Annotated in this window: 26 protein-coding genes, 1 tRNA gene and 1 riboswitch; of the genes, 18 read left to right on the plus strand and 9 right to left on the minus strand. The window is 65.2% G+C overall.

From position 1 onward, the window contains the following. Positions 1-132: 132 nt before the first annotated feature. The 3 genes from E3O11_RS16045 to E3O11_RS16055 all read right to left on the minus strand — a co-directional run bounded on the left by E3O11_RS16045 (position 133) and on the right by E3O11_RS16055 (position 3,360). Entirely contained in the window at positions 133-1,275 is a 1,143-nt protein-coding gene (locus E3O11_RS16045; RefSeq protein WP_092451956.1) for a glutathione-independent formaldehyde dehydrogenase, read from the minus strand. Positions 1,276-1,512: 237 nt separating this feature from the next. Further along, complete coding sequence (locus tag E3O11_RS16050) at positions 1,513-2,334, minus strand: aldo/keto reductase (RefSeq protein WP_092451954.1); 822 nt, start codon at positions 2,332-2,334, stop codon at positions 1,513-1,515. A 39-nt stretch (positions 2,335-2,373) separates the two neighbouring features. Next, positions 2,374-3,360, minus strand: coding sequence for a zinc-binding dehydrogenase (locus E3O11_RS16055; RefSeq protein WP_092451952.1), 987 nt, complete (start codon positions 3,358-3,360; stop codon positions 2,374-2,376). A gap of 258 nt (positions 3,361-3,618) precedes the next feature. Here E3O11_RS16055 and gatC point away from each other — a divergent pair, with 258 nt between their 5' ends. Genes gatC through E3O11_RS16080 form a run of 5 tightly spaced genes read left to right on the plus strand, consistent with a single transcriptional unit; the run spans position 3,619 to position 8,340 of the window. Beyond that, complete coding sequence (gatC, locus tag E3O11_RS16060) at positions 3,619-3,915, plus strand: Asp-tRNA(Asn)/Glu-tRNA(Gln) amidotransferase subunit GatC (RefSeq protein ID WP_092451940.1); 297 nt, start codon at positions 3,619-3,621, stop codon at positions 3,913-3,915. A 2-nt stretch (positions 3,916-3,917) separates the two neighbouring features. After that, positions 3,918-5,465, plus strand: coding sequence for an Asp-tRNA(Asn)/Glu-tRNA(Gln) amidotransferase subunit GatA (gatA, locus tag E3O11_RS16065; protein ID WP_092451938.1), 1,548 nt, complete (start codon positions 3,918-3,920; stop codon positions 5,463-5,465). After that, a complete protein-coding gene (gene gatB, locus E3O11_RS16070) occupies positions 5,465-6,970 on the plus strand; it encodes an Asp-tRNA(Asn)/Glu-tRNA(Gln) amidotransferase subunit GatB (RefSeq protein ID WP_092451936.1) in 1,506 nt (501 codons plus the stop codon). The genes gatA and gatB overlap by 1 nt, the downstream gene beginning before the upstream one ends. Positions 6,971-6,973: 3 nt before the next feature. Continuing rightward, the gene (locus tag E3O11_RS16075; RefSeq protein ID WP_092451934.1) at positions 6,974-7,240 is read left to right on the plus strand and encodes a hypothetical protein; all 267 of its coding nucleotides are present in this window, start codon (positions 6,974-6,976) and stop codon (positions 7,238-7,240) included. Further along, a complete protein-coding gene (locus tag E3O11_RS16080; protein WP_092451932.1) occupies positions 7,237-8,340 on the plus strand; it encodes a VIT1/CCC1 transporter family protein in 1,104 nt (367 codons plus the stop codon). Before E3O11_RS16075 ends, E3O11_RS16080 begins: the two co-directional genes overlap by 4 nt. Here the strand turns inward: E3O11_RS16080 and E3O11_RS16085 are convergent. Together E3O11_RS16085 and E3O11_RS16090 are read right to left on the minus strand one after the other, a co-directional pair. Then, positions 8,301-9,125 (minus strand): PDC sensor domain-containing protein, encoded by an 825-nt coding sequence (locus E3O11_RS16085; RefSeq protein WP_092451930.1) that lies wholly within the window; start codon positions 9,123-9,125, stop codon positions 8,301-8,303. The two genes, E3O11_RS16080 and E3O11_RS16085, sit on opposite strands and share 40 nt — an antisense overlap. Continuing rightward, positions 9,122-9,928, minus strand: a complete 807-nt coding sequence (locus E3O11_RS16090; protein ID WP_092451928.1) for a FadR/GntR family transcriptional regulator — start codon at positions 9,926-9,928, stop codon at positions 9,122-9,124. Before E3O11_RS16090 ends, E3O11_RS16085 begins: the two co-directional genes overlap by 4 nt. 119 nt (positions 9,929-10,047) lie before the next feature. Between E3O11_RS16090 and E3O11_RS16095 the strand changes: the two genes are divergently transcribed. The 11 genes from E3O11_RS16095 (at position 10,048) to E3O11_RS16145 (ending at position 20,113) form a co-directional block, all read left to right on the plus strand. Beyond that, a complete protein-coding gene (locus tag E3O11_RS16095) occupies positions 10,048-11,094 on the plus strand; it encodes an ABC transporter ATP-binding protein (RefSeq protein WP_092451926.1) in 1,047 nt (348 codons plus the stop codon). Positions 11,095-11,117: 23 nt separating this feature from the next. Then, a complete protein-coding gene (locus tag E3O11_RS16100; RefSeq protein WP_092451924.1) occupies positions 11,118-12,311 on the plus strand; it encodes an extracellular solute-binding protein in 1,194 nt (397 codons plus the stop codon). Between the two features lie 21 nt (positions 12,312-12,332). Then, positions 12,333-13,256, plus strand: a complete 924-nt coding sequence (locus E3O11_RS16105; protein WP_092451922.1) for an ABC transporter permease — start codon at positions 12,333-12,335, stop codon at positions 13,254-13,256. A 9-nt stretch (positions 13,257-13,265) separates the two neighbouring features. Next, positions 13,266-14,066, plus strand: coding sequence for an ABC transporter permease (locus E3O11_RS16110; RefSeq protein ID WP_092451920.1), 801 nt, complete (start codon positions 13,266-13,268; stop codon positions 14,064-14,066). Positions 14,067-14,240: 174 nt separating this feature from the next. Continuing rightward, the gene (gene dinB / locus E3O11_RS16115) at positions 14,241-15,455 is read left to right on the plus strand and encodes a DNA polymerase IV (RefSeq protein ID WP_092451919.1); all 1,215 of its coding nucleotides are present in this window, start codon (positions 14,241-14,243) and stop codon (positions 15,453-15,455) included. A 26-nt stretch (positions 15,456-15,481) separates the two neighbouring features. Continuing rightward, positions 15,482-15,808: a hypothetical protein gene (locus E3O11_RS16120; RefSeq protein ID WP_092451917.1), complete on the plus strand. Its 327-nt coding sequence runs from the start codon at positions 15,482-15,484 to the stop codon at positions 15,806-15,808. A gap of 337 nt (positions 15,809-16,145) precedes the next feature. Next, a riboswitch (TPP riboswitch) is annotated at positions 16,146-16,255 on the plus strand. Between the two features lie 33 nt (positions 16,256-16,288). Then, positions 16,289-16,927: an ECF transporter S component gene (locus E3O11_RS16125; RefSeq protein ID WP_092451916.1), complete on the plus strand. Its 639-nt coding sequence runs from the start codon at positions 16,289-16,291 to the stop codon at positions 16,925-16,927. 8 nt (positions 16,928-16,935) lie between these two features. Continuing rightward, complete coding sequence (locus E3O11_RS16130) at positions 16,936-18,432, plus strand: ABC transporter ATP-binding protein (RefSeq protein ID WP_170851589.1); 1,497 nt, start codon at positions 16,936-16,938, stop codon at positions 18,430-18,432. Beyond that, entirely contained in the window at positions 18,429-19,211 is a 783-nt protein-coding gene (locus E3O11_RS16135; protein ID WP_092451914.1) for an energy-coupling factor transporter transmembrane component T family protein, read from the plus strand. Before E3O11_RS16130 ends, E3O11_RS16135 begins: the two co-directional genes overlap by 4 nt. Before the next feature lie 4 nt (positions 19,212-19,215). Continuing rightward, on the plus strand, positions 19,216-19,767 hold the full coding sequence (locus E3O11_RS16140) for an AAA family ATPase (protein ID WP_170851591.1): 552 nt from the start codon (positions 19,216-19,218) through the stop codon (positions 19,765-19,767). Positions 19,768-19,840: 73 nt separating this feature from the next. Next, a complete protein-coding gene (locus tag E3O11_RS16145; protein WP_092451912.1) occupies positions 19,841-20,113 on the plus strand; it encodes a hypothetical protein in 273 nt (90 codons plus the stop codon). Here the strand turns inward: E3O11_RS16145 and E3O11_RS16150 are convergent, their stop codons facing one another. The 4 genes from E3O11_RS16150 to orn form a co-directional block, all read right to left on the minus strand. Further along, entirely contained in the window at positions 20,114-21,415 is a 1,302-nt protein-coding gene (locus E3O11_RS16150) for a D-alanyl-D-alanine carboxypeptidase family protein (protein ID WP_092451910.1), read from the minus strand. Positions 21,416-21,439: 24 nt separating this feature from the next. Next, on the minus strand, positions 21,440-21,790 hold the full coding sequence (locus E3O11_RS16155; protein ID WP_092451908.1) for a metallopeptidase family protein: 351 nt from the start codon (positions 21,788-21,790) through the stop codon (positions 21,440-21,442). Between the two features lie 29 nt (positions 21,791-21,819). Next, a tRNA-His gene (locus E3O11_RS16160) sits at positions 21,820-21,895 on the minus strand. Positions 21,896-21,939: 44 nt separating this feature from the next. Then, positions 21,940-22,614, minus strand: a complete 675-nt coding sequence (gene orn, locus E3O11_RS16165) for an oligoribonuclease (protein WP_092451906.1) — start codon at positions 22,612-22,614, stop codon at positions 21,940-21,942. 123 nt (positions 22,615-22,737) lie between these two features. Between orn and E3O11_RS16170 the strand changes: the two genes are divergently transcribed. Both E3O11_RS16170 and E3O11_RS16175 read left to right on the plus strand, forming a co-directional pair. Beyond that, positions 22,738-22,956: a thioredoxin gene (locus tag E3O11_RS16170; RefSeq protein WP_233195426.1), complete on the plus strand. Its 219-nt coding sequence runs from the start codon at positions 22,738-22,740 to the stop codon at positions 22,954-22,956. Positions 22,957-22,959: 3 nt separating this feature from the next. Next, a complete protein-coding gene (locus tag E3O11_RS16175) occupies positions 22,960-24,471 on the plus strand; it encodes an ABC transporter substrate-binding protein (protein WP_092451971.1) in 1,512 nt (503 codons plus the stop codon). Positions 24,472-24,531: the final 60 nt, after the last annotated feature.

A 24,531-nucleotide genomic window follows, 5' to 3' on the forward strand; every position in this document is an offset into this window, starting at 1 on the left:
GAACGCCGCGCCCAAATTAGAGCGTGTGCTGGTTGCGCTTTCGGTGTGGATTACTATCCGAACTCGAGTTCACGCCCGCATTCGTCAAGTCCGAGGGTAGAACACGCTGCGGCGAGTTCGTTCAACGGTGCCCTATTCGGGCTTGAGGATGACTTTGGTCCACCCGTCGTTGCGGTCACCGAAGTTCTTGTAGGCATCCACGGCTTTACTGAGCGGGACCTCGTGCGAAACGATCCACGACGGCTTGGCTTTGCCGACGGCAATCAGGTCGCGCAGTTGTCGATTATATTTCTTCACCGGGCATTGGCCGCTGCCCATACTCTGGCCTTTGAGCCACTGCAAGCCGTAGTCAATAGCAAGTTTGCCCTGTTTGGCGTTCTCGTCGAAGCCGCCGGGATCCGCCGGCAGGAAGACACCGACTACGCCGATGCCCCCGGTGATGCGCACGGACTGAATCAGCCGGTTCAGAGTCATGGCAGGATCCTCGGTGCCCTGGGGGTCGTGAGCCTGATAGCCGACGCATTCACATCCACGGTCAGCGCCGATACCCTTGGTCTGGTCCAGTACGAATTGCACCGGGTCCGTCTTCGAGTCATCAACGGCGATCGCGCCGATCTGCTCGGCCAGGGCCAGCCGGTCGGGGCGTCGGTCCACAACCCAGACTTTACTGGCGCCCTTGATCGTGGCAGACAGGGCAGCCATGAGTCCGACCGGGCCAGCGCCGTAGATCACGACCGTGTCACCGGGCATGACGCCGGCCATCTCGGTAGCGTGGTAGCCGGTAGGGAAGATGTCCGAGAGCATCACGTAATCGTTTTGCTTTTCTACGGCATCTTCACCCAGGCGCAGGCAGTTGTTGTCGCCGTAGGGCACACGCAGCATTTGGGCCTGCCCGCCGGGGTACGGACCCATGCCAGCAAAGCCGTAGGCGGCGCCGGCGCCGACGGGGTCTGGTTGAGTGGTCATGCAGTAGTTCGTGAAACCGCGTTCGCAGTTCTTGCAAAACCCGCAAGAAATATTGAACGGCAGTACGACGAGCTCGCCGACCTTGACCGCATCGACGCCGTTACCGACCTCGATGACCTCGCCCATGTTTTCGTGGCCAAACGTGCGTCCGACCGCGAAATCGGTACGTCCCTCATACATGTGCAGGTCTGAACCGCAAATATTTGTCGCTGTGATGCGCACGAGAACGTCAGTGGGGCGTTCGATCTTGGCATCTGGAACTTCTTCCACGGCGACCTCATTGGGTCCTTTGTAAACGACTGCTTTCATTTTTTCACTCCCTGAATTTGTGACCGTGTAGGACGGAGGGTCCGCCTTCACTTTCGGAGGTATTGAATGGATGAATGTCCGACAGCCCTAGACTGTGCAGAACATGAGCATGTATCAGTTTTATCACAATCCGACGGGACCTGCCACTGTGCTCCCGGAGGGGTGGCTGGCAGCGCGGTAACCATATTCAGCGCACTCCGCCTGGCCGGAGCGCGCTTCAGAAATAAGTGGGCGGCGTCAGAGAATATCGAGCGGTTGTTTGCTGCGGGGCGCCGGGAATGCGCTATCCAGCGACAGGCAATCCTCGGCGTCGAGAACCACCGCGCCCGCGCCGACATTCTGCTGCACGTGCTCGAGCGAGGATGCTTTGGGGATCGCGATGACGCCCGGTTGCCTAATGACCCAGGCCAGCGCGATCTGGGCACCAGTCACTCCGTGGCGCTCTCCGATTTCGGCCAGTAGCGGATGCTCGAGCAGGGTCGGTCCCTGACCGAGTGGCGAGTACGCCATGAGCGGCATGCCTGCGCGTTGTTGCCAGGGCAGGAGATCAAACTCGATGCCCCGACTGCCGAGGTTGTAGAGCACCTGATTGGTGGCGCATCCGTCTGGTGCTCGCTCCAGGTCATCTTGGTCGAAATTCGATAACCCCCAGCTCCGGATCTTGCCCGCTGCACGGAGGTGTTCGAACCCGTCAACGGTCTCGGACAATGGAACACCGCCAGACCAATGCAGGAGGTAGACATCGAGCCGATCGGTTCCGAGCCGGCGCAGGCTGCGCTCGCACGCCGCCACCACGCCGCTCTGGCTCGCGTTGTGTGGATAGACCTTGCTCACCAGCACGACGTCATCGCGTCGGCCTCGGATGGCCTCGCCGACCAGTTCTTCCGAGGCGCCATCGCCATACATTTCGGCCGTGTCGATCACGATCAGGCCGGCATCGATCCCCGCGCAGAGGGCCGACACCTCGGCCTTTCGCTTCGCAGCGTCCTCACCGAGATGCCAGGTTCCCTGGCCGATGACGGGCACCTGGACGCCGTTGAAGAAGTCGGTTTCGCGCATGTGGTTCCTTACCTAGTGTGCATTTCCAGACGTTCTGGCTTACGTATTTTCAAGACTCAAAACAATCTTGCCCAGGTGCGAGTTCGCGGCCATGAGATCCTGCGCTTGTTGAACTTCGGTCCAGGGCAGGATCCGATCAATCGATGGGCGCAGTGCTGCGAAAGCCGGATCGACGTCGGACAGCAGCGCGGTGACGATAGCGGCTTTCTCCGCAGCGTCACGGGTACGAAAAGTGACCCCGATGATGCTTATTCGTTTGAAGGCCAGTGCTTCCAGATCAAGATCACCGTGGGCACCACCGAGGCGCCCCACACCGACTACGCGTCCCCGGAGCGCGGCGCAGCGAATATTATCCGCCAGATAGGGGCCGCCGACATGGTCGACGATGACGTCGACCCCGCGGCCATCCGTGAGTTCCAAAACCCGATTTGCAAAACCAGCCTCGCCAACCTCGACCACGTGATCGGCACCCGAAAAACGGAGCAGATCTGTTGCCCGGTCCGTGCGAACGGTGGCAATGATCAGTCCAGCGCCGAGATATTTTGCCAGCTGTACGCACTGAAGCCCCACCGTTGAGGCCGCCGCATGAACGAGCACCGTTTCGCCCGGCTCAAGCTCACCCGCAGTGCGGAGCGCGTTGTGCTCGGTCATCAACCCGAGGATGGCAGCAGCACCCTCCGCGTAGGTCCACGCCGGCGGAATCGGTATGACCAGCGCAGCGTCGACAACGACTTCCTCGCTCAAACCTCCACTGACGATGGCCATGACGCGGTCCCCGACGTGAACGCCCCTCACTTCGCTTCCCACCGTGACAACGTCGCCCGCGGCATCGAGCCCCACGACGACCGGACCGCTGCCCGGGTTGACCGGCTGGTGGGTTCCCGCGCGCTGGCCCAGGTCGGCACGGTTCACCGAAGCATTCCGCACACGGATCTTCACCTGATGCGGGCCCGGTGCAGGGCTTGAGAGATCCCGCATCGACAACACGGATCCGCCCGGCTTCTGCTCGACAACAATTGCTCTCATATCTGCCAGTGTGCTACTTCACGGTTACTTCCTGCCGAAATTTCGGCTCAGTGGAGACTTTTTTCTCCTCGTCGGCGATGCCTGGTTTTGTACGATCAACGCGAATCGCCTACCGGTGCCGGTGTCGGCGCCGGTCCTGGGCAGCGGATACGGACTTCACCAGGGGCGCGGGTGCCCACCTAACGCGGTCGGCGAATCGGGCGCGCGGCGGCTGGCGAATAGGATTGAATTATCCACCCCAATGCGTATCGGAGCACCATGTCTGAAATCACGGCCGAGCAGGTTGCCCATTTGGCATACCTTGCCCGGATCGACCTCAGCCCCCTCGAGATCACCAGTCTCACCCGTGACCTCGGCCAGATCGTCGACTCGATTGCCAAGGTCTCCGAGGTGGCCACCGCTGACACCCCGGCCACGAGCCACCCGATGCCGCTGACCAACGTCTACCGTGAGGACGTCGTCGTGCCGTCGCTGACGGTCGAGCAGGCCCTGTCCGGCGCCCCCGACCGCGCTGGCGACAAATTTCGCGTGCCCGCCATTCTGGACGAGGAGTAACCATGACCTATCTCACCAAGCTCTCCGCCGCCGCGCTCAGCGACCTCCTGGTGCGCAAGGAGGTCAGCGCGGTTGAGGCGACCCGCGCCCACCTCGACCACATCACGGCCGTCGACACCGACCTGCACGCTTTTCTGCACGTCGCCGCTGACGCCGCCCTGGCGACCGCCGCCGAGATCGACGCCCGCCGCGCAGCCGGTGAGGCGCTGAACCCGCTCGCCGGCGTGCCGATCGCGATCAAGGACGTGCTCGCCACCCAGGACATGCCCACCACCGCGGGGTCAAGAATTCTCGAGGGCTGGGTTCCGCCCTACGACGCGACCGTCGTTGCCCGACTGCGTGCGGCCGGCCTGGTGCCGCTCGGCAAGACCAACATGGACGAGTTCGCCATGGGCTCCTCCACCGAACACTCCGCCTACGGAATTACCCGCAACCCGTGGGACCGCGATCGTATCCCCGGTGGCTCCGGCGGTGGCTCGGCCGCGGCTGTCGCCTCGTTCCAGGCACCGCTCGCCCTCGGCAGCGACACCGGCGGATCCATCCGCCAGCCAGCCGCCGTCACCGGCTCGGTCGGCGTCAAGCCCACCTATGGCGGAGTCTCCCGCTACGGCGCCATCGCGCTCGCCTCGAGCCTCGACCAGGTCGGCCCCGTCTCTCGCACGGTCTACGACGCCGCCCTGCTGCACGACGTCATCGGTGGCCACGACCCGCTCGACTCCACCTCGCTGACCGAAAGCTGGCCGTCGATGGCCGCAGCCGCCCAGGCAGGTCTCAAGGACGGCGCCCTCAAGGGCGTGCGCATCGGAGTTATCAAGGAACTCTCCGGCGACGGCTTCCAAGCCGGCGTCACCCAGCGCTTCAACGAAACCCTCGCGCTGCTCGTCGCCGCCGGCGCCGAGATCACCGAGATTTCCGCCCCGAACTTCGAGTACGCCGTCGCGGCCTACTACCTGATCCTGCCGGCCGAAGCGTCGAGCAACCTGGCCCGCTTCGACTCGGTGCGGTTCGGCATCCGCGTCAACCCGGCCAGCGGCTCGCTCACCAGCGAGCACGTGATGAGCGCCACCCGCGAGGCCGGTTTCGGGGCAGAGGTCAAGCGCCGCATCATCCTCGGCACCTACGCCCTGAGCGCTGGCTACTACGACGCCTACTATGGCAGCGCGCAGAAGGTGCGCACGCTCATTCAGCGTGACTTCGCCGCCGCGTTCAGCCAGGTCGACGTGCTCATGTCGCCCAGCGCCCCGACGACCGCGTTCAAATTCGGTGAAAAGCTAGCCGACCCGATGGCCATGTACATCAACGACGTCACCACCATCCCGGCGAACCTCGCCGGCGTGCCCGGAATGAGCATCCCGATCGGGCTCGCGCCGGAAGACGGCCTGCCGGTCGGCTTGCAGATCATGGCCCCCGCCAAAGCGGATGCCCGCCTCTACACCGTCGGCGCCGCGATCGAGCAGCTTCTCGAAGCGAGCTGGGGGCACACCATGCTCAGCCAGGCCCCAGCACTGACCCCGACCGAAATGTTTGCCAGCGAAGAGGGAGCCGTCTAATGGCCAAGCCAGAATTGATGGACTTCGACAAAGCGCTCGAATTGTTCGAGCCGGTGCTCGGCTTCGAGGTGCACGTCGAACTCAACACCAAAACCAAAATGTTCTGCGGCTGCGCCAACGAGTTCGGCTCCGGCGCCAACACGAACACCTGCCCCACCTGCCTCGGTCTGCCGGGCGGGCTGCCGCAGGTGAACAAGAAGGCGCTGGAATCCAGCATCCGTTTGGGGCTGGCATTGGGTTGTGAAATCGCGGAACACTCGCGGTTCGCCCGCAAGAACTACTTCTACCCCGACACGGCGAAGAACTTTCAGACCAGCCAGTACGACGACCCAATCTGCCATGACGGATCGATCACGATCGAACTCGAAAGCGGACGTCAGGTCACCGTCGAGATCGAACGTGCCCACATGGAAGACGATGCCGGCAAGCTCACCCACATGGGTGGTGCGACCGGACGCATCCAGGGTGCCGACTATTCGCTGGTCGACTACAACCGCGGCGGCGTGCCGCTGGTCGAAATCGTCACCCAGATGATCGAGGGTGCCGAACACGACGCCCCCGAGATCGGCAAGACCTACGTCGCGGCCATTCGCGAGATCGCCAAGGCGCTCGGCGTCTCCAACGCCCGGATGGAAGAGGGCAACGTGCGGTGCGACGCCAACGTCTCCCTGCGCCCGCGCGGGTCGAACGTGCTCGGCACCCGCACCGAAACCAAGAACGTCAACTCCCTGAGAAGCGTCGAACGCGCCGTGCGCTACGAGATCCAGCGTCAGGCGGCCGTGCTGTCTGGTGGCGGCACCATCACGCAGGAGACCCGGCATTGGCACGAAGACACCGGCATCACGAGCGCCGGTCGGCCCAAGAGCGACGCCGACGACTACCGCTACTTTCCGGAGCCCGACCTGCTGCCGATGGCGCCGTCGCGCGCCTGGGTCGAAGAGTTGCGCCTCACCCTGCCGGAGCCGCCCGCGGCCCGCCGCAAGCGCCTGCAGGCGGCGTGGGGTTTTGTGAACCTCGAGTTCCAGGACGTCGTGAATTCCGACCTGCTCGACGCGGTCGAGGCGACCGTCGCCGCCGGGGCATCCGCTCAGGCTGCGCGCAAGTGGTGGACCGGCGAGATCGCCCGGCTCGCCAACGTGGCCGGGGTCGCGGCCGACTCGCTCGTCACGCCGGAGCAGCTTGCCGCGCTGATCCAGCTGGTCGAGGCTGGCACCCTCACCGACCGCCTGGCCCGCCAGGTGCTCGAAGGCGTCATCGCCGGCGAGGGTACCCCTGCCGAGGTCGTCGAGAACCGTGGCCTGGCCGTAGTGTCCGACGACGGCGCGCTCATCGCGGCCATTGACGCCGCGCTGAGCGGTCAGCCCGACGTGCTCGCCAAGATTCGCGATGGCAAGGTGCAGGCCGCCGGCGCGGTCATTGGCGCGGTCATGAAGGCCATGCGTGGCCAAGCGGATGCCGCGCGCGTGCGCGAGCTCGTGCTCGAACGCGCCCAGGCGATCGAGTAGCACGTGACAACTCAGGCTTTCGGCGTGGGCGTGCAGGTGATCGTGCACCTCGACCGCACCCGCTTTCCCGACTCCCTGATCGACGACCCGATCGGTGTGATCGTGGCTGCGGGGGAGTCGGAGGGGTCTGGGCTGTACGCACCGACCGTGGTGCGGGAAAAGTTCTGGGTGGTTCAGTTCGAGCAACCGTTCTTTGGCCTCGATGGCTCCGGCCCGCACGATTCGGCGCGCATTCCGCAGGGCCTCCTCGAAGCGGCGCCGGAGGCGTGACCGCTCCGGGGCCGGTCGGGCGTGAGCCATCGCAGCGGGACATCCGTCGGTGGCGGCAATACCTGGCCGACGAGCGGGCTGAGGCCGCGGTTTATCGTGACCTCGCCAACCGTCGGGCCGGTGAGGAGCGCCAGATTCTGCTCGCCCTCGCCGAAGCCGAGGGACGACACGAAGATCACTGGCGCCAACTGCTCGGCAGCGACGTGGGCTCGCCACGTCGTGGTGCCCTGCGCACCCGGTTTCTGGGGCTGCTGGCCCGCCGGTTCGGTTCGGTGTTCGTGCTCGCTCTCGCCCAACGGGCCGAGAGCCGCTCGCCCTACGATGCGGATGCCGACGCGACGAACGCGATGGCGGCCGACGAAACCGTGCACGAAGAGGTCGTGCGCGGCCTCGCCGCGCGCGGTCGCAAACGCCTGTCCGGTACCTTTCGCGCCGCCGTGTTCGGCGTCAATGACGGCCTGGTCAGTAACCTGGCCCTCGTGCTCGGCATCGGCGCCACCGGCGTACCGGCTGCAACGATTCTGTTCACCGGGATTGCCGGGTTGTTGGCCGGGGCGCTCTCGATGGGCGCTGGCGAATATGTCTCGGTGCGGTCCCAGCGGGAGTTGCTCGAAGCATCCACTCCGGCGGCACCGGCCAAGAGTGTGCTCTCGCACCTCGACCTCGCCGCCAACGAGCTGACCCTGGTCTACCGGGCCCGCGGTATGTCCGAGGATGAGGCCGAGACCTATGCCCGTGGCGTGCTGGCCACCGCGTATGCGGCGACCGGTCCGATTTCCGCGGTCACCAACGCGGCCGTCGAGCCCGACGAGCACGAAGCCATCGGCACGGGCACCGGCGCGGCCCTGTCGAGCTTCTGCTTCTTCGCATCCGGAGCGCTGCTGCCCGTGCTGCCCTACCTGTTCGGCCTGACCGGCTACCCGGCCATGATCCTGGCGACCGTCCTGGTCGGCGTGGCCTTGCTCGCGACCGGCGCCGTCGTCGGTTTGCTCTCCGGCGGGCCGCCGCTGAAGCGTGCCCTGCGGCAGCTCGTCATCGGCCTTGGCGCAGCCGCGGTGACCTATCTGCTCGGATGGGTGTTCGGCGCCTCGATCGGCTGACCCGCGGCCGGGCCGACAACGACGGCGAGTCCGGTCTGACCGCACCACCGGAACGCGTGTGCCCCATCGGCCAGTAGAGCCGGTGACGACGCCGGGTCGCGCAGGCGCTCGGTCAGCCCCGGCAGGCGCAGCAGCGCGCCGGTGGCGAGGTGGGCGTCGGTCGAGACGACGACCCGTGCGCTGGCGTTGATGAGCGTCACCGGCACACCGCTGGCGCCGAGGCGCGGCACGAGTTGGCGCTCGAGCTGATCCACCGACAGGTCGATTCCGACCACACCGATCAGCTCGGTCCCGCCGCGGTAGACCGGCAGGGTCAACGTGAGGGTGTATTCATCGGTGCACAGATAGTCCACGTAGGGCCCGGTCACGTGGCGGCGCCGGGTCTGGGCGGGAACGCGCCACCATTCCAACGCCGTGTAGTCGCGAAAACTCTCGTCGCGGGGGTCTTCAACCGTTTCCAGATGACGGATGCCGGTGGCCGGCAGCGCAGACCCCGCCGGGTTCTGCCCGCCCAGCCACCAGGCCAGGTGCCAGCCCAGGAAGCTCGGCGCGGAGACGAAACCGGCCCCGATAACCATCCCATCGGCGTCGGCGAATTCCGTTCGCATCAGGGTCTCGATCAAGGGATCGAGTGTGGTTCGGCCGCACTCGGGCTGGCTGGCGCAGTCTTCGACCTGCGCGGCCCAGCCCACGAGGCGTGCGAACACCGGGTCGAAGACGGCCGCTATCCAGGACACGCTGGCGAAGCCATGCGCCTCGTTGTGAACGAGCGGCTCGAACGTCATAATCGGGTGTCCTCGGGCTCCGGTGTCGTTGTTCTGGCTTGCATCGGTGACACGGGGTCCTGTTCCAGAATGGACTTGGCCTCGATCAGCCACTCGATGGAGTCGGTGATCTGGTTCACGGTGAGCTGCCTGGCTCGAGCGCCGTTCTCGGCGACGAGGGCGGCGACCGTCTCCCGTTGTACCGCTCGGCAGCGTTCCCGCCGAAGTGGTTCGCTCAGGCTGAGCCAGAGCAGGGAGCCAAATTCGGCCTGCAAGCGCAGTTCTTCGCGCACAAGCCGGGCGGACTGGCTCAGCGCGGCCACCTCGAGACGGAACGTACCGTGGCCGCGGCGCGCGGCATCCGCTGTGAGGGCATCGGAGCGATCGAGAATGCGCTCGAGGTTGTCGATATCGGCTGCACTGGCGCGGTCGGCGGCGAGTTCGGCGGCCAGACCGGCGATCGCGGAATAGTGCACGCCGAAGTCGCGCACCTGAACCCGCGACCAGGCCAGCAGCCGTTCGTCCTGAAAATCGTTCGCGCCGCGCCCGGCGAACGTGACGAAACTGCCGCCGTCGCGGCCGCGCTTGGTGTGCACGAGCTTATTCCGACGCAGAATCTCGAGTGCTTCCCGGGCGGTGACCGTGGCGACGCCGAGCTGCCTGGCCAGCTCGGCCTCGCTCGGCAGACGCTCGCCGTCGTGCAGCACCCCGAGCACGATGGCGTCGGTGAGACGCTGCAACACCAGTTCGGCCCGGCCGGCACCGTCGAGCGGCGCGAAAATAGCCGCGCGGGTTCCCGATCCGGCACGGATGGACTGCGGCATGGGCTGCTCATTTCAGGTTGTGACACGACCGTAACATCACGGCGCACTTTCATGACATCTAACTCCATATGATTACCCTGTGAGTGAGCAGGGAGATATTCAATGATCAGGGAGCAAATGTGACCGGTGCGCAGCCCGCCATCCGCTTGAGCGGCCTGACCAAAAGTTTCGGCTCGGTCAATGCCGTCGACGGGGTCGATCTCAACATCGTCGAGGGGGAATTCTTCTCCATGCTCGGGCCGTCCGGGTCGGGCAAAACCACGGTGCTGCGCCTGATCGCCGGCTTCGAACAGCCCACCAGTGGAACGATCTTGCTGCTCGGCCAGGACGTCACCGACCGGGCGCCGTTCGACCGCGACGTCAACACCGTGTTTCAGGACTACGCCCTGTTTCCGCACATGAGTGTGCTCGATAACGTGGCCTACGGGCTCCGGGTGCGCGGGGTTGCCAAACGAGCCAGGCAGGAGCAAGCCCGAGCGGCCCTAGACACCGTGCGGCTCGGCGGATTCGCCGATCGCAAGCCGAGCCAGCTCTCCGGCGGACAACGCCAGCGGGTCGCCCTGGCGCGGGCAACCGTCGTGCAACCCAAGGTCTTGCTGCTGGACGAACCCCTCGGCGCCCTCGACCTCAAGCTGCGCGAGCAGATGCAGGTCGAGCTCAAGGAACTGCAGCGCAACCTCGGCATCACATTCATCTTCGTAACCCACGATCAGCAGGAAGCGCTCACCCTCAGTGACCGCATCGCGGTGTTCAACGCGGGCAGGATCGAGCAGCTCGGCACCCCGGCCGAGATCTACGAGCGCCCTTCCTCGCCCTTCGTCGCCGCTTTCGTGGGCACGTCCAATATCTTCGACGATGACATCTCGCGCGCGCTGCTCGGCCGGAACGGCACCCACTCGGTGCGTCCGGAAAAGATCAGCGTGACCACGGAGAACCTGCCCCTGAACGCCGATCGCACGGCGGCCGGTGTTCTCGCGGAGGTCATCTACGTCGGAAGCAGCACCCAGCTCATCGTCGACCTCGACGTCGGAACGCGCATCGTTGTGCTCGAGCAGAACGATGCGCACCGCGTGGCGACCAATGGACGCGGCGCCCGGGTCACCGTCGGCTGGAACGACTCCGACATCGTCACCCTCGCCGAACCTGCCCTCTCTTCCCGCCCCTGACCGATTCACGAATGGAGAACGTCATGAAACGCACCCCCGCACGCCGAACATCGCTCGCCCTCACCGGCGTCGCGATCCTGTCCACCGCCCTGCTCCTCACCGCCTGCGGTACCAGCCAGGGCGGCGGCACGACCGAACCGACCGAGGCTCAGACCGAACTCGGCGAGCTGGAGGGCAGCGTCTCCCTGCTGGCCTGGCCCGGCTACGTCGAGGACGGTAGCAACGATCCGGAGATCGACTGGGTCAGCGCCTTCGAAGACGAGACCGGCTGCACCGTCACCAGCAAAACCTACGGCACCTCCGACGAAGCGTTCAGCCTCATGAAGACCGGCGATTATGACGTCGTCGCCGCCTCCGGTGACGCCTCGCTGCGGCTCGTCGCGGCGGGTGACGTGGCCCCGGTCAACACCGACCTCATCCCCAACTATGAGGGCATCTTCGACTTTCTGAAGATGCAGTCCTGGAACAGTGTCGACGGCGTTTCCTACGGCATCCCGCACGGCTACGGCGCCAACCTGCTGATGTACAACACGGAGGTCGTCATCCCGGCGCCGACGTCCTGGGACGTCGTATTCGACAAGTCGTCCGCCTACAAGGGAGCGGTGACCGCCTACGATTCGCCGATTTCCATAGCGGATGCCGCCGTCTACCTCATGACGCACCAGCCGGAACTGGGAATTGAGAACCCGTACGCGCTGGACGAGACGCAGCTGGCGGCATCCGTTCAACTATTCAAGGATCAGCGCGTGAACATCGGCGAATACTGGTCGGACTACCTCAAGGAGGTGCAGGCCTTTGAGACCGGCGACACCGTCGTCGGAACCACCTGGCAGGTGATCCGCAACTCGCTCGCCGAGGGCACCCCGGCCGAGGTCGTGCTGCCCGACGAGGGGGCGACAGGCTGGTCGGACACCTGGATGATCGCCGCCAACGCCCAGAGCCCCAACTGTGCCTATGCCTGGCTCGACTACATCGCGAGCCCGGAGGCCAACGCGCAGGCCACCGAGTACTTCGGTGAGGCACCCTCCAACGCCGGTGCGTGCGACTTCACGGTCAACCCCGATCACTGCAAGAGCTACCACGCGGGCGATGCCGAGTACGCGGCGCAGATCTGGTACTGGTCAACGCCGATCGCCGAATGCCTCGATGGGCGCACCGACGTGGAATGCACCGACTACTCCGACTGGACCACGGCCTGGCAGGAGATCAAGGGCTAACGGCCCGAATCGAGGTAGATCATGACGGTTGACGCTCCCGCGCCTCCCCGCCGGGCGGTGGTGCCCCAGCAGCGGGGCACCATTGCCCGGCGGGGCTCGGTCTTTCTCAGTCGGCATCCGCGCCTGCGGCTGTCTCTGCTGCTGAGCGCACCCCTGTTCTGGCTCGGGCTGGTCTACATCGCGGCCCTAGCCGCGCTGTTGATCACCGCTCTGTGGACGGTCGACTCGTTCACCGGGCAGATCTCGCAGACCTGGACGCTCGACAACATCGTGGCGGTGCTGACCGGCTCGCTCTACCAAACCGTGACGCTGCGCACGGTGGGGGTGGCCTTGCTGGTGACGATCATCGACATTGTGATTGCCCTGCCGATCGCGTTCTACATGGCCAAGGTGGCCAGCCCCCGGGCTCAGCGCATCCTCGTGATCGCCATTCTGATGCCGCTCTGGGCGAGTTACCTCGTGAAGGCCTACGCTTGGCGCTCTGTTCTATCGCAGGGCGGCATCTTCGAATGGCTCGTGTCTCCGTTCGGCGGGCACAGCCCCGGTTACGGGCTGCCGGCGACGATCATCACCTTGTCATACCTCTGGCTGCCGTACGTGATTCTGCCGATATATGCGGGACTGGAGCGGGTACCGGATTCGCTGCTCGAGGCATCCGCCGATCTCGGCGGGGGTACCTGGTCGACGCTGCGCCTGGTGGTGCTGCCGATGATCTGGCCGGCTATCATCGCCGGGTCGATCTTCAGCTTCTCGCTATCGCTCGGTGACTACATCACCGTGAATATCGTCGGCGGGGCCAACCAGATGCTCGGCAACCTCGTCTATACCAATGTGGGCGCGGCGAACAACCTGCCGCTCGCTGCGGCGATCGCGCTCATTCCCATTCTGATTATCTTTGCCTACCTGGCCGCTGTGCGGCGCACGGGTGCGCTCAACAACCTGTAGGAGCCTGTCATGCGTCTGAGTCGACCGGCCCGCGGACTGCTCGCGGGCATCACCGCCGTGGTACTGGCCCTGATCTACCTGCCGCTGCTCGTGGTGTTCGTGAACTCGTTCAGCATTAGCAAGAATCTCACTTGGCCGCCGCCGGGCTTCACCCTGGAATGGTGGGCGAAGGCCTTTCAGAGCGAGGGTGCCCTGGACGCGGTCGTGACCAGCCTGCAGGTGGCGCTCGCCTCGACGGCGATCGCCCTCGTGCTCGGCACGCTCATCTCGATCGGACTGCAACGCTTCGAATTCTTCGGCCGAGATGCCATCAGCCTGCTGGTCATCCTGCCTATCGCACTGCCCGGAATCGTTACCGGAATCGCCCTGAACAACGCCTTTCGCACCGGGTTGGGCGTGCAGCTGTCGATTTTGACGCTCATCATCGCCCACGCCACCTTCTGCATCGTGACCGTGTTCAACAACGTCATCGCCCGGCTGCGCCGCCTCGGCACCAGCCTCGAAGACGCATCCTCAGACCTCGGCGCCGGCATCTGGACCACATTTCGGCTGGTCACCTTTCCACAATTGCGCTCGGCGCTGTTTGCCGGGGGACTGCTCGCCTTCGCGCTGAGCTTTGACGAGATCATCGTGACGACGTTCACGGCCGGGTCGAGTGTGAAGACGCTGCCGCTGTGGATTCTGGACAACCTATTCCGGCCCAACCAGGCCCCGGTCGTCAACGTCATCGCCGTGGTGCTCGTGCTGATCTCGATCATTCCCATCTACTTCGCGCAGCGGATCGCCGGCGCCGAGAAGGTCGTGCGCTAGCCGTTTCGCCCCCTCCCCCGCGCATAACTCCTGCAGAACGTGAGAACGGATGCCGCCCGCCCGCGTGAATGCACGGCGGCGGCCTCAGCCGGCAGGGAATTGCCGGAGTTATGCAGGAGAGGGCTCGTCACCGGGAGGTAGAGCCGCAGGCCGGGTTCGGGTTAGGGTTTTTCGGTGGGTAGACAGGACGGCAGTGGGCGGCAGGTGTCGGCGCGGGACGTCGACGACCGTTCTGCGACCGTGCTGCACGTCGACCTCGACGCGTTTTTCGTCTCGGTCGAGTTGCTGTCGCACCCCGAATTCGTCAACCTACCCGTGATCGTCGGCCATCGCGGCGGCCGGTCGGTCGTCACTGCGGCCAACTACATCGCCCGCAAATACGGCGTGAACTCGGCTATGCCGATGGCGCTCGCGCTGCGGCAATGCCCGAATGCAATCGTGCTCGAGCCGCACATAGGGCTCTATCGGGACTTTTCCAGCCGGGTCATGAGCATTTTCGATGACGTGACCCCGCTGGTGGAACGGCTCGGCATCGACGAGGCCTTCCTCGACGTGGCCGGCGCGACCAACCTGTTTGGCTCACCGGCCGTGATCGGCGAACTCATTCGCGCCCGGGTGTTCGCCGAGACCGGGCTGGTCTGCTCGGTGGGCGCGGCCTCTACCAAGTTCGTCGCCAAACTTGCCTCCGGCCTGGCCAAACCGAACGGACTGCTCGTCGTTCCCGCCGAGGATACGGTCGAGTTTCTGCATCCGCTGCCCGTCGCGGCGCTGTGGGGCGTCGGGGCCGCCACTGAGCAGGCGCTGAGCAGACTCGGCCTGAAATTGATCGGCGACATCGCGCACACGCCGCTGACGGTACTGCGCAAAGCGCTGGGGGAGGTATCCGGTCAGAAACTGTTCGACCTGTCCTGGGGTCGCGACCCGCGCGCGGTGACGCTCGAGCGGGAGGAGAAGAGCGTCGGTCACGAGGTGACCTTTGAACACGATATGACGGATATCGACCGGTTGCGCAGCGAATTGCTGCGGCAGTGCGACCTCGTTGCCGTGCGGCTGCGTCGGGGTGATCTCGTGGCCCGGCGGGTCGCCCTCAAGCTGCGCTACACCGACTTCAGTACGGTGACCCGGTCGCGCACCCTCGCCGAACCTAGCAATGTGGGCCGGCGCATCTACGAGGAAGCGGTGGCGGCGTTCGACCTGCTGGCAGCCTCCGGCATTCGGGTGCGTCTGATCGGGGTGCGTGCGGAGCAGCTCGGCACGGCGTCTGGATCGGTTGGACTCTGGGACCCGGACGAGGACTGGCGGGGCGCGGAGCTGGCCGTGGATACCGTGACCGAGCGATTCGGAGCGGGAACCGTGCGCCCGGCTTCGCACTTCACACCTCGCCCCTGAAGTCTCAGCCACGCTAACCTGATGGCATGACCAGCCTCCCGGAAAAACTCGCAGAAACGTTCCGTTCCGCCGGTGTGAAGTCGGCGTACGGTGACCCTGTACAGATCGATGGCGTCACCCTGGTGCCCGTCGCGCTCGCCTACTACGGCTTCGGCGGCGGTGATGCCGGTGAGGGCGGGGCCGGGTCCGGCGGGGGAGGAGGCGGCGTTTCGCTGCCGATCGGCGCGTACGTCAAGTCGGGCGGTACAGCCCGGTTCGAGCCGAACGTCATCGCCCTGCTCGCCGTCGGTGTGCCGTTCCTTATAGTCACCGGCCGCGCCTTGGCCCGGGTGATTCGAGCCCTAAAGAAGTAGTCGCTTTCTGCACGGGGCCCGGGCCCGGAAACCGGGCCCATGATAGATCATGGGCCCACGGAGCTAAGGTGGGCCCGGGCGGGTGTGGCGCAACCGCCGCGCGGCGCGCGGACGGCGCGGGCGACGCGCGAAGCGTCGCCGCGCCCAGCGCGGCACTCTTGGGCGCAGCCAGGCCGGAAAGTGCCAGGGGCCGCTCACCGGCAGACCCTGCGCAATTCGCCGCCGCCGTAGAACGAACCGGCGCATGAGCAGCAGGTACAGGCCCGCCAAAACGAGCAGAATGCCGATGCTCATGTCGTGATCCCCATGTCGTCAGTCTAAACGGGGCACTATACTTGATGATGATCACGGGAGTCCGGTACACCGGGCTGAGAGGAAGCTGACCAAGCTTCGACCGTCGAACCTGATCTGGATCATGCCAGCGCAGGGAGGCTTCTCAATCCCGTGCCCTGTATTCACCTACGGAAAGGGCACGAAACAGTGCACGCTACAACGAGTTCACTCAAGCAATCCGCTCCGGCGGGAGCCACGAAGCGCAACTTTCGCTGGCGCGTCGTCGACATCGTCGTCGCCAGCGTCATCGGCGTCGCGAGCGGTGTCATCTTCCTCGTCTGGAATCAGGCGAGCAACCCCCTGAGCGGTCTGCTTTCGCCGCTGCTGCCGGGCCTGTCGGCTCTCCTGGGCGGAGGCTGGCTGTTCGCTGGCGTACTCGGTGGTCTCATCATTCGCAAACCCGGGGCCGCGCTCTACACGGAGCTCCTAGCCGCCGTCGTTTCCACGCTGATCGGCAACCAATGGGGACCACTGACTCTGGTGTCAGGCCTGGTGCAGGGACTTGGCGCCGAGCTTGTCTTCGCTCTGTTCCTCTACACGAACTATCGTCTGTACGTCGTGTTGTTGGCGGGCGCTGGGGCCGGACTTGCCATGGCCATCAACGACCTGGTGCTGTGGTATCCCGGTTCAGCGAGCGCATTCGCGACGATTTATATCGTGAGCGCGATTATTTCGGGCGTCGTTATCGCCGGGCTCCTGTCCTGGTTCGCTGCGCGCGGCCTGGCTCGCACGGGCGCGCTCAACCGCTTCGCGGCGGGTCGCATCGCCGGTCGAACCGCGATCTAGGCGAGCGGATGCTGGTGGGCGCGACGCGGGGAGGTGCATCCGTCGACGCCCGCGACTGGGGTTGGCGCCATTCCGGTCGGCGGCGCTGGGCGGTGAGCGAGCTGTCCCTCCGCATCGAGCCTGGCGAGCGGATTCTCCTGCTCGGTGCATCCGGTTCGGGAAAATCGACGCTGCTGCACGCGCTGGCTGGCGTGCTCGGCGGCGACGAAGAGGGCGAGCAACGCGGTACTCTGCGCGTGAACGGCGCCGAGCCTGGCAACGCCAAGGGTCAGGTCGGCCTGGTCCTCCAGGACCCCGACTCGCAGGTAATTCTCGCTCGCGTCGGCGATGATGTCGCCTTCGGTTGCGAAAATATCGGCGTGCCGCGTGGGGAAATTTGGCGGCGCGTACAGGATGCCCTCGAGATGGTCGGCCTCGACGTCCCCGTTGGCCACCCGACGTCCGCCTTGTCGGGCGGCCAAAAACAGCGTCTTGCTCTCGCCGGAGTGTTGGCCATGCAGCCGGGTCTGCTGCTCCTCGACGAGCCGACGGCAAATCTCGATCCGGTCGGTGTGCGGGAGGTGCGCGAGTCCGTCGCCCGCGTTCTGGCACACACTGACTCGACGTTCATCGTTATTGAACATCGGGTTGAGATCTGGAAGGACCTCGTCGACCGGGTGATCGTTCTGGGTGCCGACGGGGGAGTCCTGGCCGACGGATCCCCGAGCGACGTTCTCCTCGCGCAGGGAGTTGCACTGACCGCCTCCGGCGTCTGGGTGCCCGGTGTGCCACACACGCTTCCCATAAGGCCTCCGCGAGAGACCGGTCAGCCAACGCTCTTGTCGACTAATTCTCTCGCGATTGCGCGCACTCGGGATTGTGTGGTTGCCGAAAATATCGACCTTGAGGTGCCGGAGGCCTGCGCTCTGCTCATCACCGGACCCAACGGAGCCGGCAAGTCCACCCTCGCGCTCACCCTGGCGGGGCTCCTGCGCCCCGCCGCCGGGCGGGTCGTCGCCAGCGGCGCTCTCGCCGCCGGCGCGGGCAGTGACCCGATCCGCTGGAAATCGCGCCAGCTTCTGAGTCGAGTGGGCACCGTCTTTCAAGACCCGGAACACCAGTTCGTCGCTGGCACCGTGCGCGCCGAACTGGCCGTCGGTCCGCGAGCCCTCGGTCTGTCGGACGCACTGCTGCACCGGCGCGTCGACGATCTGCTGGAGCGCCTTCGCCTGGACCACCTCGCCGAGGCCAACCCATTCACCCTGTCCGGTGGCGAGAAACGACGTCTGTCGGTCGCCACAGTGCTGGCCACCCAACCTCGACTTCTGGTGCTGGACGAACCCACGTTCGGTCAGGATTTTCGCACCTGGCAGGAGATCGTTGCGCTGCTGCGTGACCTCCTGGATGCGGGCACCGCCATCGTCGCGGTCTCCCACGACGCAGACTTCGTTGCCGCCGTCGCTGATCGGGAATTTCGAGTCGAGGGCCGCGGCTCCAAGTACGATCTCAGCGCGGTTCTGCCATGAGTGTCTTGACACCCACGCGGGGAGTGCGAGCGATCGACCGGATCAATCCGGTCGCGAAACTCGCTGCCGCGCTCCTGCTCGCCGCAGTCCTGGTGCTGACCATTGATTGGGTCTCCGCCGCCGTCGCCCTGGCCTGCGAAATGCTGCTCTTTCTGTGGGCGGGGCTTACTCTTCGAGTCTTCTTGTGGCGAACCGCGCTGGTCTGGCTGGCTGCACCGTCCACCGGAATCACGACGCTGCTGTATGGCCAGGCCTCCGGTCAGGAATATTGGTCATTCGGACTCATCCAGGTAACCGATGGCTCAATCGATCTGGCCCTCGCCACGACCCTGCGGGTGCTCGCGATCGGGCTGCCTGCCGTCGTCCTGTTCATCACCGTCGATCCCACCGATCTCGCCGACGGGCTGGGACAGGTCGTGCACTTGCCAGCCCGGTTCGTGCTCGGCGGACTTGCGGCGCTGCGGATGGTCGGGCTGTTCATCGAGGACTGGCGTGCCCTGGGACTTGCCCGCCGGGCACGCGGGGTAGCGGATGGCGCGGTGCTGCGCCGCCTGGGCAACCAGACCTTCGCGCTCCTCGTGTTGTCCATTCGGCGGGGCAGTAAACTCGCCACCGCCATGGAAGCGCGTGGCTTCGGCGCCCCCATCCAACGCACCTGGGCTCGGAGTTCAACGTTCGGCCTGCGGGAATGGTCACTCATCGGGATCGGGCTGATGATCGCCGTTTTGGCCGTCATGATCTCGGTATCAACCGGAAACTGGAACTTTGTCTTCGCCTAAATCTGTGCGCGTCACGACCCTGCTGGCGCCGGTGTTCCAGGCCGTCGCCGCCGCCGGGCCGAACCCGGTGGTGCTCATCGATGGGCCGAGTGGTGCGGGCAAGAGCACCCTCGCCGACGCCCTCGTGGCAGAGTGGCCGGGCAGTCAAACCCCGCAGCTTGTGCGGATGGACGATATCTACCCCGGCTGGGACGGCCTCGACGCGGCCATCGACCACCTGCGCCGGTACCTTCTCGAACCCCGACGCACCGGGCGGCCGGCGGCCTGGCAGCGCTACGACTGGAGCGCGAATCAGCGAGCCGAGTGGCATCCGCTGACTAAAGAACGACCACTGGTCGTTGAGGGCTGCGGAACGCTCGCGGCCGCACATGAGCCGCTCAGCGACGTGCGCGTGTGGCTCACCGCCGACGACGACCTGCGCAAACAACGAGCGCTCGACCGCGACGGCGAGGCGTTTCGAACGCACTGGGACCAGTGGCAGGACGAATGGACGGCCTACCTCACGCAGGAGGCACCCGAACGTCGTGCCACCGTGCGCCTGCGGGCGGGCCGGTAGGCGACGAGAGCGGGCGACACGCGCCAGCGCGCCCACCGGGTAACCCGGGGCGCACAGGACTAGATTGATTGCCATGAATACCTTCGACCGTGACGATGCCGGTGCCCCCACCCTGTATATCGCCGAGTTCATCGACGGCCCGCTCGGGGGCCAGATCGATTCCCGGGCGCTCGTGCGCGGTAAACACGCGGCCCGCATCAGCATGGTCGCCGCCGTCGCCGGTCTGGAATCGGTGTTCTGGTACGACGAGGTCGACGAACGCGACGTCAACGGGCAACGCCGCGTGCGCTACTTCTTCGACAAGGGCGAGAGTGATCCGATCGACACCGAGGTGGAACCGATTTAACTACTGGTCGAGCAGCGCCGTGATCATCACGATCGGGTGCAGCAATCGCCACCCCAGCCCCGGATTGTTGATCGCCTGGTCGAGTTTCAGCGCGGCCGAGAGTTCCTCCCCGGCCACGGTGAGCTGCACCTCTCCGACGTTCGCGCCGGTGCGCGCGGTGGCGAAATCCTTGAGTGTGACCGTGGCAGCCTCCGGCGTGGCGGCCTGCCAGGCATAACGGGTGCGCGAGACGCCGACCACGGCGGAAGCCTCGTCACCCCAGGCCGATTCGAACGTCGCGTACTCGTCGCCAGCAGCCAGTACCGGCAGCGGACCGACTCCAGCGCGGGCGCTCTCCATTAGGGCGGTGAGGTCCGCGGTGAGTGCATCGTAGGTCGGTTCGCCGATGAAAGCGCCCGAGAACGTGAAGCTCGACGCGCCATCGCTGACCTCGGCGGTGAACAGAAAACAGACGCCGGCGGCATCCGTGTAGCTGCGCGAAATACCGGTGATGTCCTCCTCGGGCAGAAACGAAGTGGTGTTCTCGACACCGCGACGGTCCGCCAAAGCGGATGCCGGGCGCTCCAGGATCGAAGACACGATCGGGTCGGTCGCGGCGAGACCCGCGAGGCGAGCCAGATCGGTAGCGGTCCCAGCGCTGCCATCGCCCAGGCCGGTAGCGTCGACAACGGCGGAGCCGGTCAACCCGTTGTCGGCGAGCCAGGCGTTGGCGGCTTCAACGTAGGCGTCGAGCGAGCCGAAGGCCCAGCGCGCCACACTGTCGGCGTGGTTGTTGCTCGAGCCCAGCAGCAGTGCCTGCAATAATTCCAGCTCCGTCCACTGCTCGTCGGCGAAGACCGTGACCGAGCGGGCACCGACTTGGTCGTAGTCCAGATAGCTCTGAAAGTCGGCGGCAGTCAAAGTCACCACGGGGCCGGATTCCCCGTCCGCGATCGGCTTGGCATCGAGAACGACGAGAGCGGTGACAACCTTGGCGATGGATGCCATCGGCAGTGCTTCCGCCGTTCCGGCGACGGCGATCGGCTCCGCAGCTTGCGAAACGGTACCGGTCGACGTGGTACCGGTCGACGTGGTGCCGGAGACGTCACTCGTCGTCGCGGTGAGCACGGCGATGGCGCTGGCGCCATTGGCGGAGAGTACCGGGGGAGTGAGGGGCGAGGTACCGGCGGCGGGCGTGACAGTACTGGCGGTCACGGCGGGTAGCGGACCGAGAAGCATCGCGGGGCCGTAGACACCAAGGCCGAGAATCACGACGGTTCCGACCAGAATTCCGATCAGACGGCCAGGACGGAAGGAGCTCATTCTGCAAGGCTAGACCGCTTGCGGTCAGCTCCAGCCGAGCTCATGCAGCCTGTCGTCATCAATGCCATAAAAATGGGCGATTTCGTGCACGAGTGTGATGTGAACTTCGTCGTGCAGGTCGTCGAGTGTCGTACAGATAGCGAGTAGCGGCTCCCGGTACAGCACGATGCGATCGGGCATCTCCCCGAAGCCGTACTGGCCGCGTTCGGTCAGCGCCACGCCGTCGTAGAGGCCGAGGGTGTCCAGGGTGCCGTTCTCGGGCCGGTCCTCGACCACGAAAATAATATTGTCGAGACCATCGACCATGTCATCGGGCAGCAGATCGAGCTCGCCGACAACGAGGGCTTCGAATTCGGACGCGTCCAGCTCTAGCATCACTGACCAAATCGTGAACGGTGAATCATTGGGGTGAGTAACGGGGATTGAACCCGCGACCTCCTGGACCACAACCAGGCGCTCTGCCAACTGAGCTATACCCACCATGCGTCCCCACGTCTACAACGCGGGGCAACTCAGCAATCCTATTACACCTCGGAGGCGAATAAGTGCACAACCTCCGCGGCCTGCGACTTGGCTTCGTCACTCGAGGGCCCTGGGTCGGCCACAAACACCGTCTGGCGGTAGTACGCGAGTTCGCGAATCGACTCGAGAATGTCGGCCAGGGCACGGTGGCCGCCGTCCTTGGCTGGGGCGTTGAAGTAAACGCGTGGGTACCAGCGTCGGGCTAGCTCTTTGATCGACGACACGTCGACATTGCGGTAGTGCAGCTGGTTGTCGAGGCGCGGCATGTAGCGGGTGAGGAAGGCACGGTCCGTGCCGATGGAGTTGCCGGCCAGCGGTGCCTTTTGTTCGGCCGGAATGAACTTCAAGACATACTCGAGTACCTGGTACTCGGCCTCGGCCGCGCTGATCCCGTTCGGAATCTCGGTGATCAGCCCCGAGGAGGTGTGCATATTGCGCACGAAATCGCCCATGTTTTCGAGGGCAGAGTCGTTGGGCTTGATGACGAGGTCAAGACCGGGGTCGAGCACATTGAGGTCGTAGTCGGTGATGACGACGGCGATCTCGACGAGCTCGTCGCGGTCCAGGTCAAGCCCGGTCATCTCGCAGTCGATCCAGACCAGGCGGTCGGGGCTCTTCGAGGTCGGGGAGGCGGTCGGGGCGGGCGTCGGTGCTGTATCCGTCGTGCTGTTCGTCATGCCTTGAGTCTACCGGTGGCCCCCGACAGGGCCTGTAAACTTGAAAACACTGTTCTTTTGCGCTGATCTGCGAGGCTCCTGATGGAATTCACTTTGTATTCGTCTTCATTCTGCGAGCCGTGCATGCAGACGCGTGCCGTGCTGGCCGAGGCGAAGCGACTCGTTCCCGGTTCGACCGTGCGCGAGATTGATGTTGCCGGTGCACCCGAGCAAGCCGAAGCCCTGCTCATTCGCAACACCCCGACCGTCATCATTACCAACGGCGAAGGTGCCGAGGTCTTTCGTGCGGCCGGCGTACCGACCCTGGCCCAGGTTCTCGTTGCCGCGGCCAAAGCCCTCTGAGTGATGAGAGCCCCCACCCGGCGCACGATTCTCGCCAGCATCACGGGTACGCTGATCGCGTCGCTGGCCCTGGTCGGGTGTTCCGCCGGAACCGCGTCCACGGACGGTGGGCCGGACACGACGTTGACCGTCGGTCTGCTCGCTACGCCGGGCAACCTCGACTACACCACGACCGCCGGTGCGGCCATTCCGCAGGCGCTTCTCTATAACGTCTACGAGGGCCTCGTAAAACTCGACAACGAGGGCACGGTCATTCCCTTGCTCGCCGAGTCGTGGACGGTCAGTGATGACGGCCTGGTCTATGATTTTGTCCTGAACGAGGGCGTGACCTTCTCGGACGGCTCCCCGTTCACCGCCGACAGCGTCAAGTTCAGCCTCGAACGCGTGAAAGACAACTGGACCGCGAATGGGCCGGCCTACCTCGATCCGATTGCCGGCATCGAGGCCGTCACTGACACCCAGGCTCGAATCACTCTGTCGACACCGAGCAACGGCTGGCTCTTCAATATGACCGGCCCGGTCGGCACCATGTTCACCGAAGCCGGCATTTCCGACCTGGCGACAGCCCCCGTCGGAACCGGGCCCTACACGGTCAGCTCCTTCAAAACCGGCGACAGCCTGGTCCTGGCCGCCAACGCCGACTACTGGGGAGCGGCGCCGTACCTGACCGATGTCACACTGCGCTACTTCACCGATGCGACCGCGCAGACCAACGCCCTGCTCAGCGGTGACATTAACCTCATCTCGGGCATCTCGCAGTTTCAACTGGTCGATCAGTTCAAATCAGACGCCGACTACCAGGTGCTCGAGGGCGCCAGCACCGGTGAAGTCACCCTGTCGATGAACAATGCCAGCGATGCGTTTAGCGATGTTCGGGTGCGGCAGGCCGTCATGTACGCCATCGACCGGCAGGCGGTCATGGACACGGTGAGTAGCGGCTACGGTCTGCTGATCGGCTCGATGGTCCCGCCGACCGACCCCTGGTACGACGCCAGCCTCGCTGACCTCTACCCCTTCGATCCCGCCCGGGCCATCGCGCTTCTCGCCGAGGCAGGCATGAGCGACCTGACCGTCGCGTTCAAGATTCCGAACCTGCCCTACGCCGTGGCTGGCGCGCAGGTAGTCAAGGCCCAGCTCGCCGATGTCGGCATCACCGCCGAGGTGACCCCACTCGAATTTCCGGCGGTGTGGCTCGACGAGGTGTTCGCCGACCACGATTACGACCTGTCGCTCATAATGCACAGCGAGCCACGGGACGTCAGCGTCTTCGCCGCCGCCAGCTATTACGCTGGCTATGATTCGCCCGCGGTGATGGCAAAATTCGCTCAAGCGGATGCCGCCGACCCGGCCGTTTATGTGGAACTCATGAAGGAGGCGACGCGCACGATGGCAGAGGAGGCATCCGCTAATTGGCTGTATTTGCAACCGGCGATCTCGCTGGCCGACGCCGATCTGAGAGGTGTGCCGAAGAATACGCCGAGCCTCGCGCTGGACCTGTCGACCATCGCCCGGTAACGGACGAAGCCGTTCACCCCTACGGTTGATGTCGAGCGGATGGCGCATCCGTTTCACGCG

This window comes from Cryobacterium levicorallinum, from assembly GCF_004402405.1.
Classification (GTDB): domain Bacteria; phylum Actinomycetota; class Actinomycetes; order Actinomycetales; family Microbacteriaceae; genus Cryobacterium; species Cryobacterium levicorallinum.

What these genes read in the sequence shown, in the direction of transcription:
- E3O11_RS16045 (WP_092451956.1), bottom strand. Translation starts at nt 1,275, where the DNA reads ATGAAAGCAGTCGTTTACAAAGGACCCAATGAGGTCGCCGTGGAAGAA.
- E3O11_RS16050 (WP_092451954.1), bottom strand. Translation starts at nt 2,334, where the DNA reads ATGCGCGAAACCGACTTCTTCAACGGCGTCCAGGTGCCCGTCATCGGC.
- E3O11_RS16055 (WP_092451952.1), bottom strand. Translation starts at nt 3,360, where the DNA reads ATGAGAGCAATTGTTGTCGAGCAGAAGCCGGGCGGATCCGTGTTGTCG.
- gatC (WP_092451940.1), top strand. Translation starts at nt 3,619, where the DNA reads ATGTCTGAAATCACGGCCGAGCAGGTTGCCCATTTGGCATACCTTGCC.
- gatA (WP_092451938.1), top strand. Translation starts at nt 3,918, where the DNA reads ATGACCTATCTCACCAAGCTCTCCGCCGCCGCGCTCAGCGACCTCCTG.
- gatB (WP_092451936.1), top strand. Translation starts at nt 5,465, where the DNA reads ATGGCCAAGCCAGAATTGATGGACTTCGACAAAGCGCTCGAATTGTTC.
- E3O11_RS16085 (WP_092451930.1), bottom strand. Translation starts at nt 9,125, where the DNA reads ATGACGTTCGAGCCGCTCGTTCACAACGAGGCGCATGGCTTCGCCAGC.
- E3O11_RS16090 (WP_092451928.1), bottom strand. Translation starts at nt 9,928, where the DNA reads ATGCCGCAGTCCATCCGTGCCGGATCGGGAACCCGCGCGGCTATTTTC.
- E3O11_RS16100 (WP_092451924.1), top strand. Translation starts at nt 11,118, where the DNA reads ATGAAACGCACCCCCGCACGCCGAACATCGCTCGCCCTCACCGGCGTC.
- E3O11_RS16105 (WP_092451922.1), top strand. Translation starts at nt 12,333, where the DNA reads ATGACGGTTGACGCTCCCGCGCCTCCCCGCCGGGCGGTGGTGCCCCAG.
- E3O11_RS16110 (WP_092451920.1), top strand. Translation starts at nt 13,266, where the DNA reads ATGCGTCTGAGTCGACCGGCCCGCGGACTGCTCGCGGGCATCACCGCC.
- E3O11_RS16120 (WP_092451917.1), top strand. Translation starts at nt 15,482, where the DNA reads ATGACCAGCCTCCCGGAAAAACTCGCAGAAACGTTCCGTTCCGCCGGT.
- E3O11_RS16130 (WP_170851589.1), top strand. Translation starts at nt 16,936, where the DNA reads ATGCTGGTGGGCGCGACGCGGGGAGGTGCATCCGTCGACGCCCGCGAC.
- E3O11_RS16135 (WP_092451914.1), top strand. Translation starts at nt 18,429, where the DNA reads ATGAGTGTCTTGACACCCACGCGGGGAGTGCGAGCGATCGACCGGATC.
- E3O11_RS16145 (WP_092451912.1), top strand. Translation starts at nt 19,841, where the DNA reads ATGAATACCTTCGACCGTGACGATGCCGGTGCCCCCACCCTGTATATC.
- E3O11_RS16150 (WP_092451910.1), bottom strand. Translation starts at nt 21,415, where the DNA reads ATGAGCTCCTTCCGTCCTGGCCGTCTGATCGGAATTCTGGTCGGAACC.
- E3O11_RS16155 (WP_092451908.1), bottom strand. Translation starts at nt 21,790, where the DNA reads ATGCTAGAGCTGGACGCGTCCGAATTCGAAGCCCTCGTTGTCGGCGAG.
- orn (WP_092451906.1), bottom strand. Translation starts at nt 22,614, where the DNA reads ATGACGAACAGCACGACGGATACAGCACCGACGCCCGCCCCGACCGCC.
- E3O11_RS16170 (WP_233195426.1), top strand. Translation starts at nt 22,738, where the DNA reads ATGCAGACGCGTGCCGTGCTGGCCGAGGCGAAGCGACTCGTTCCCGGT.
- E3O11_RS16175 (WP_092451971.1), top strand. Translation starts at nt 22,960, where the DNA reads ATGAGAGCCCCCACCCGGCGCACGATTCTCGCCAGCATCACGGGTACG.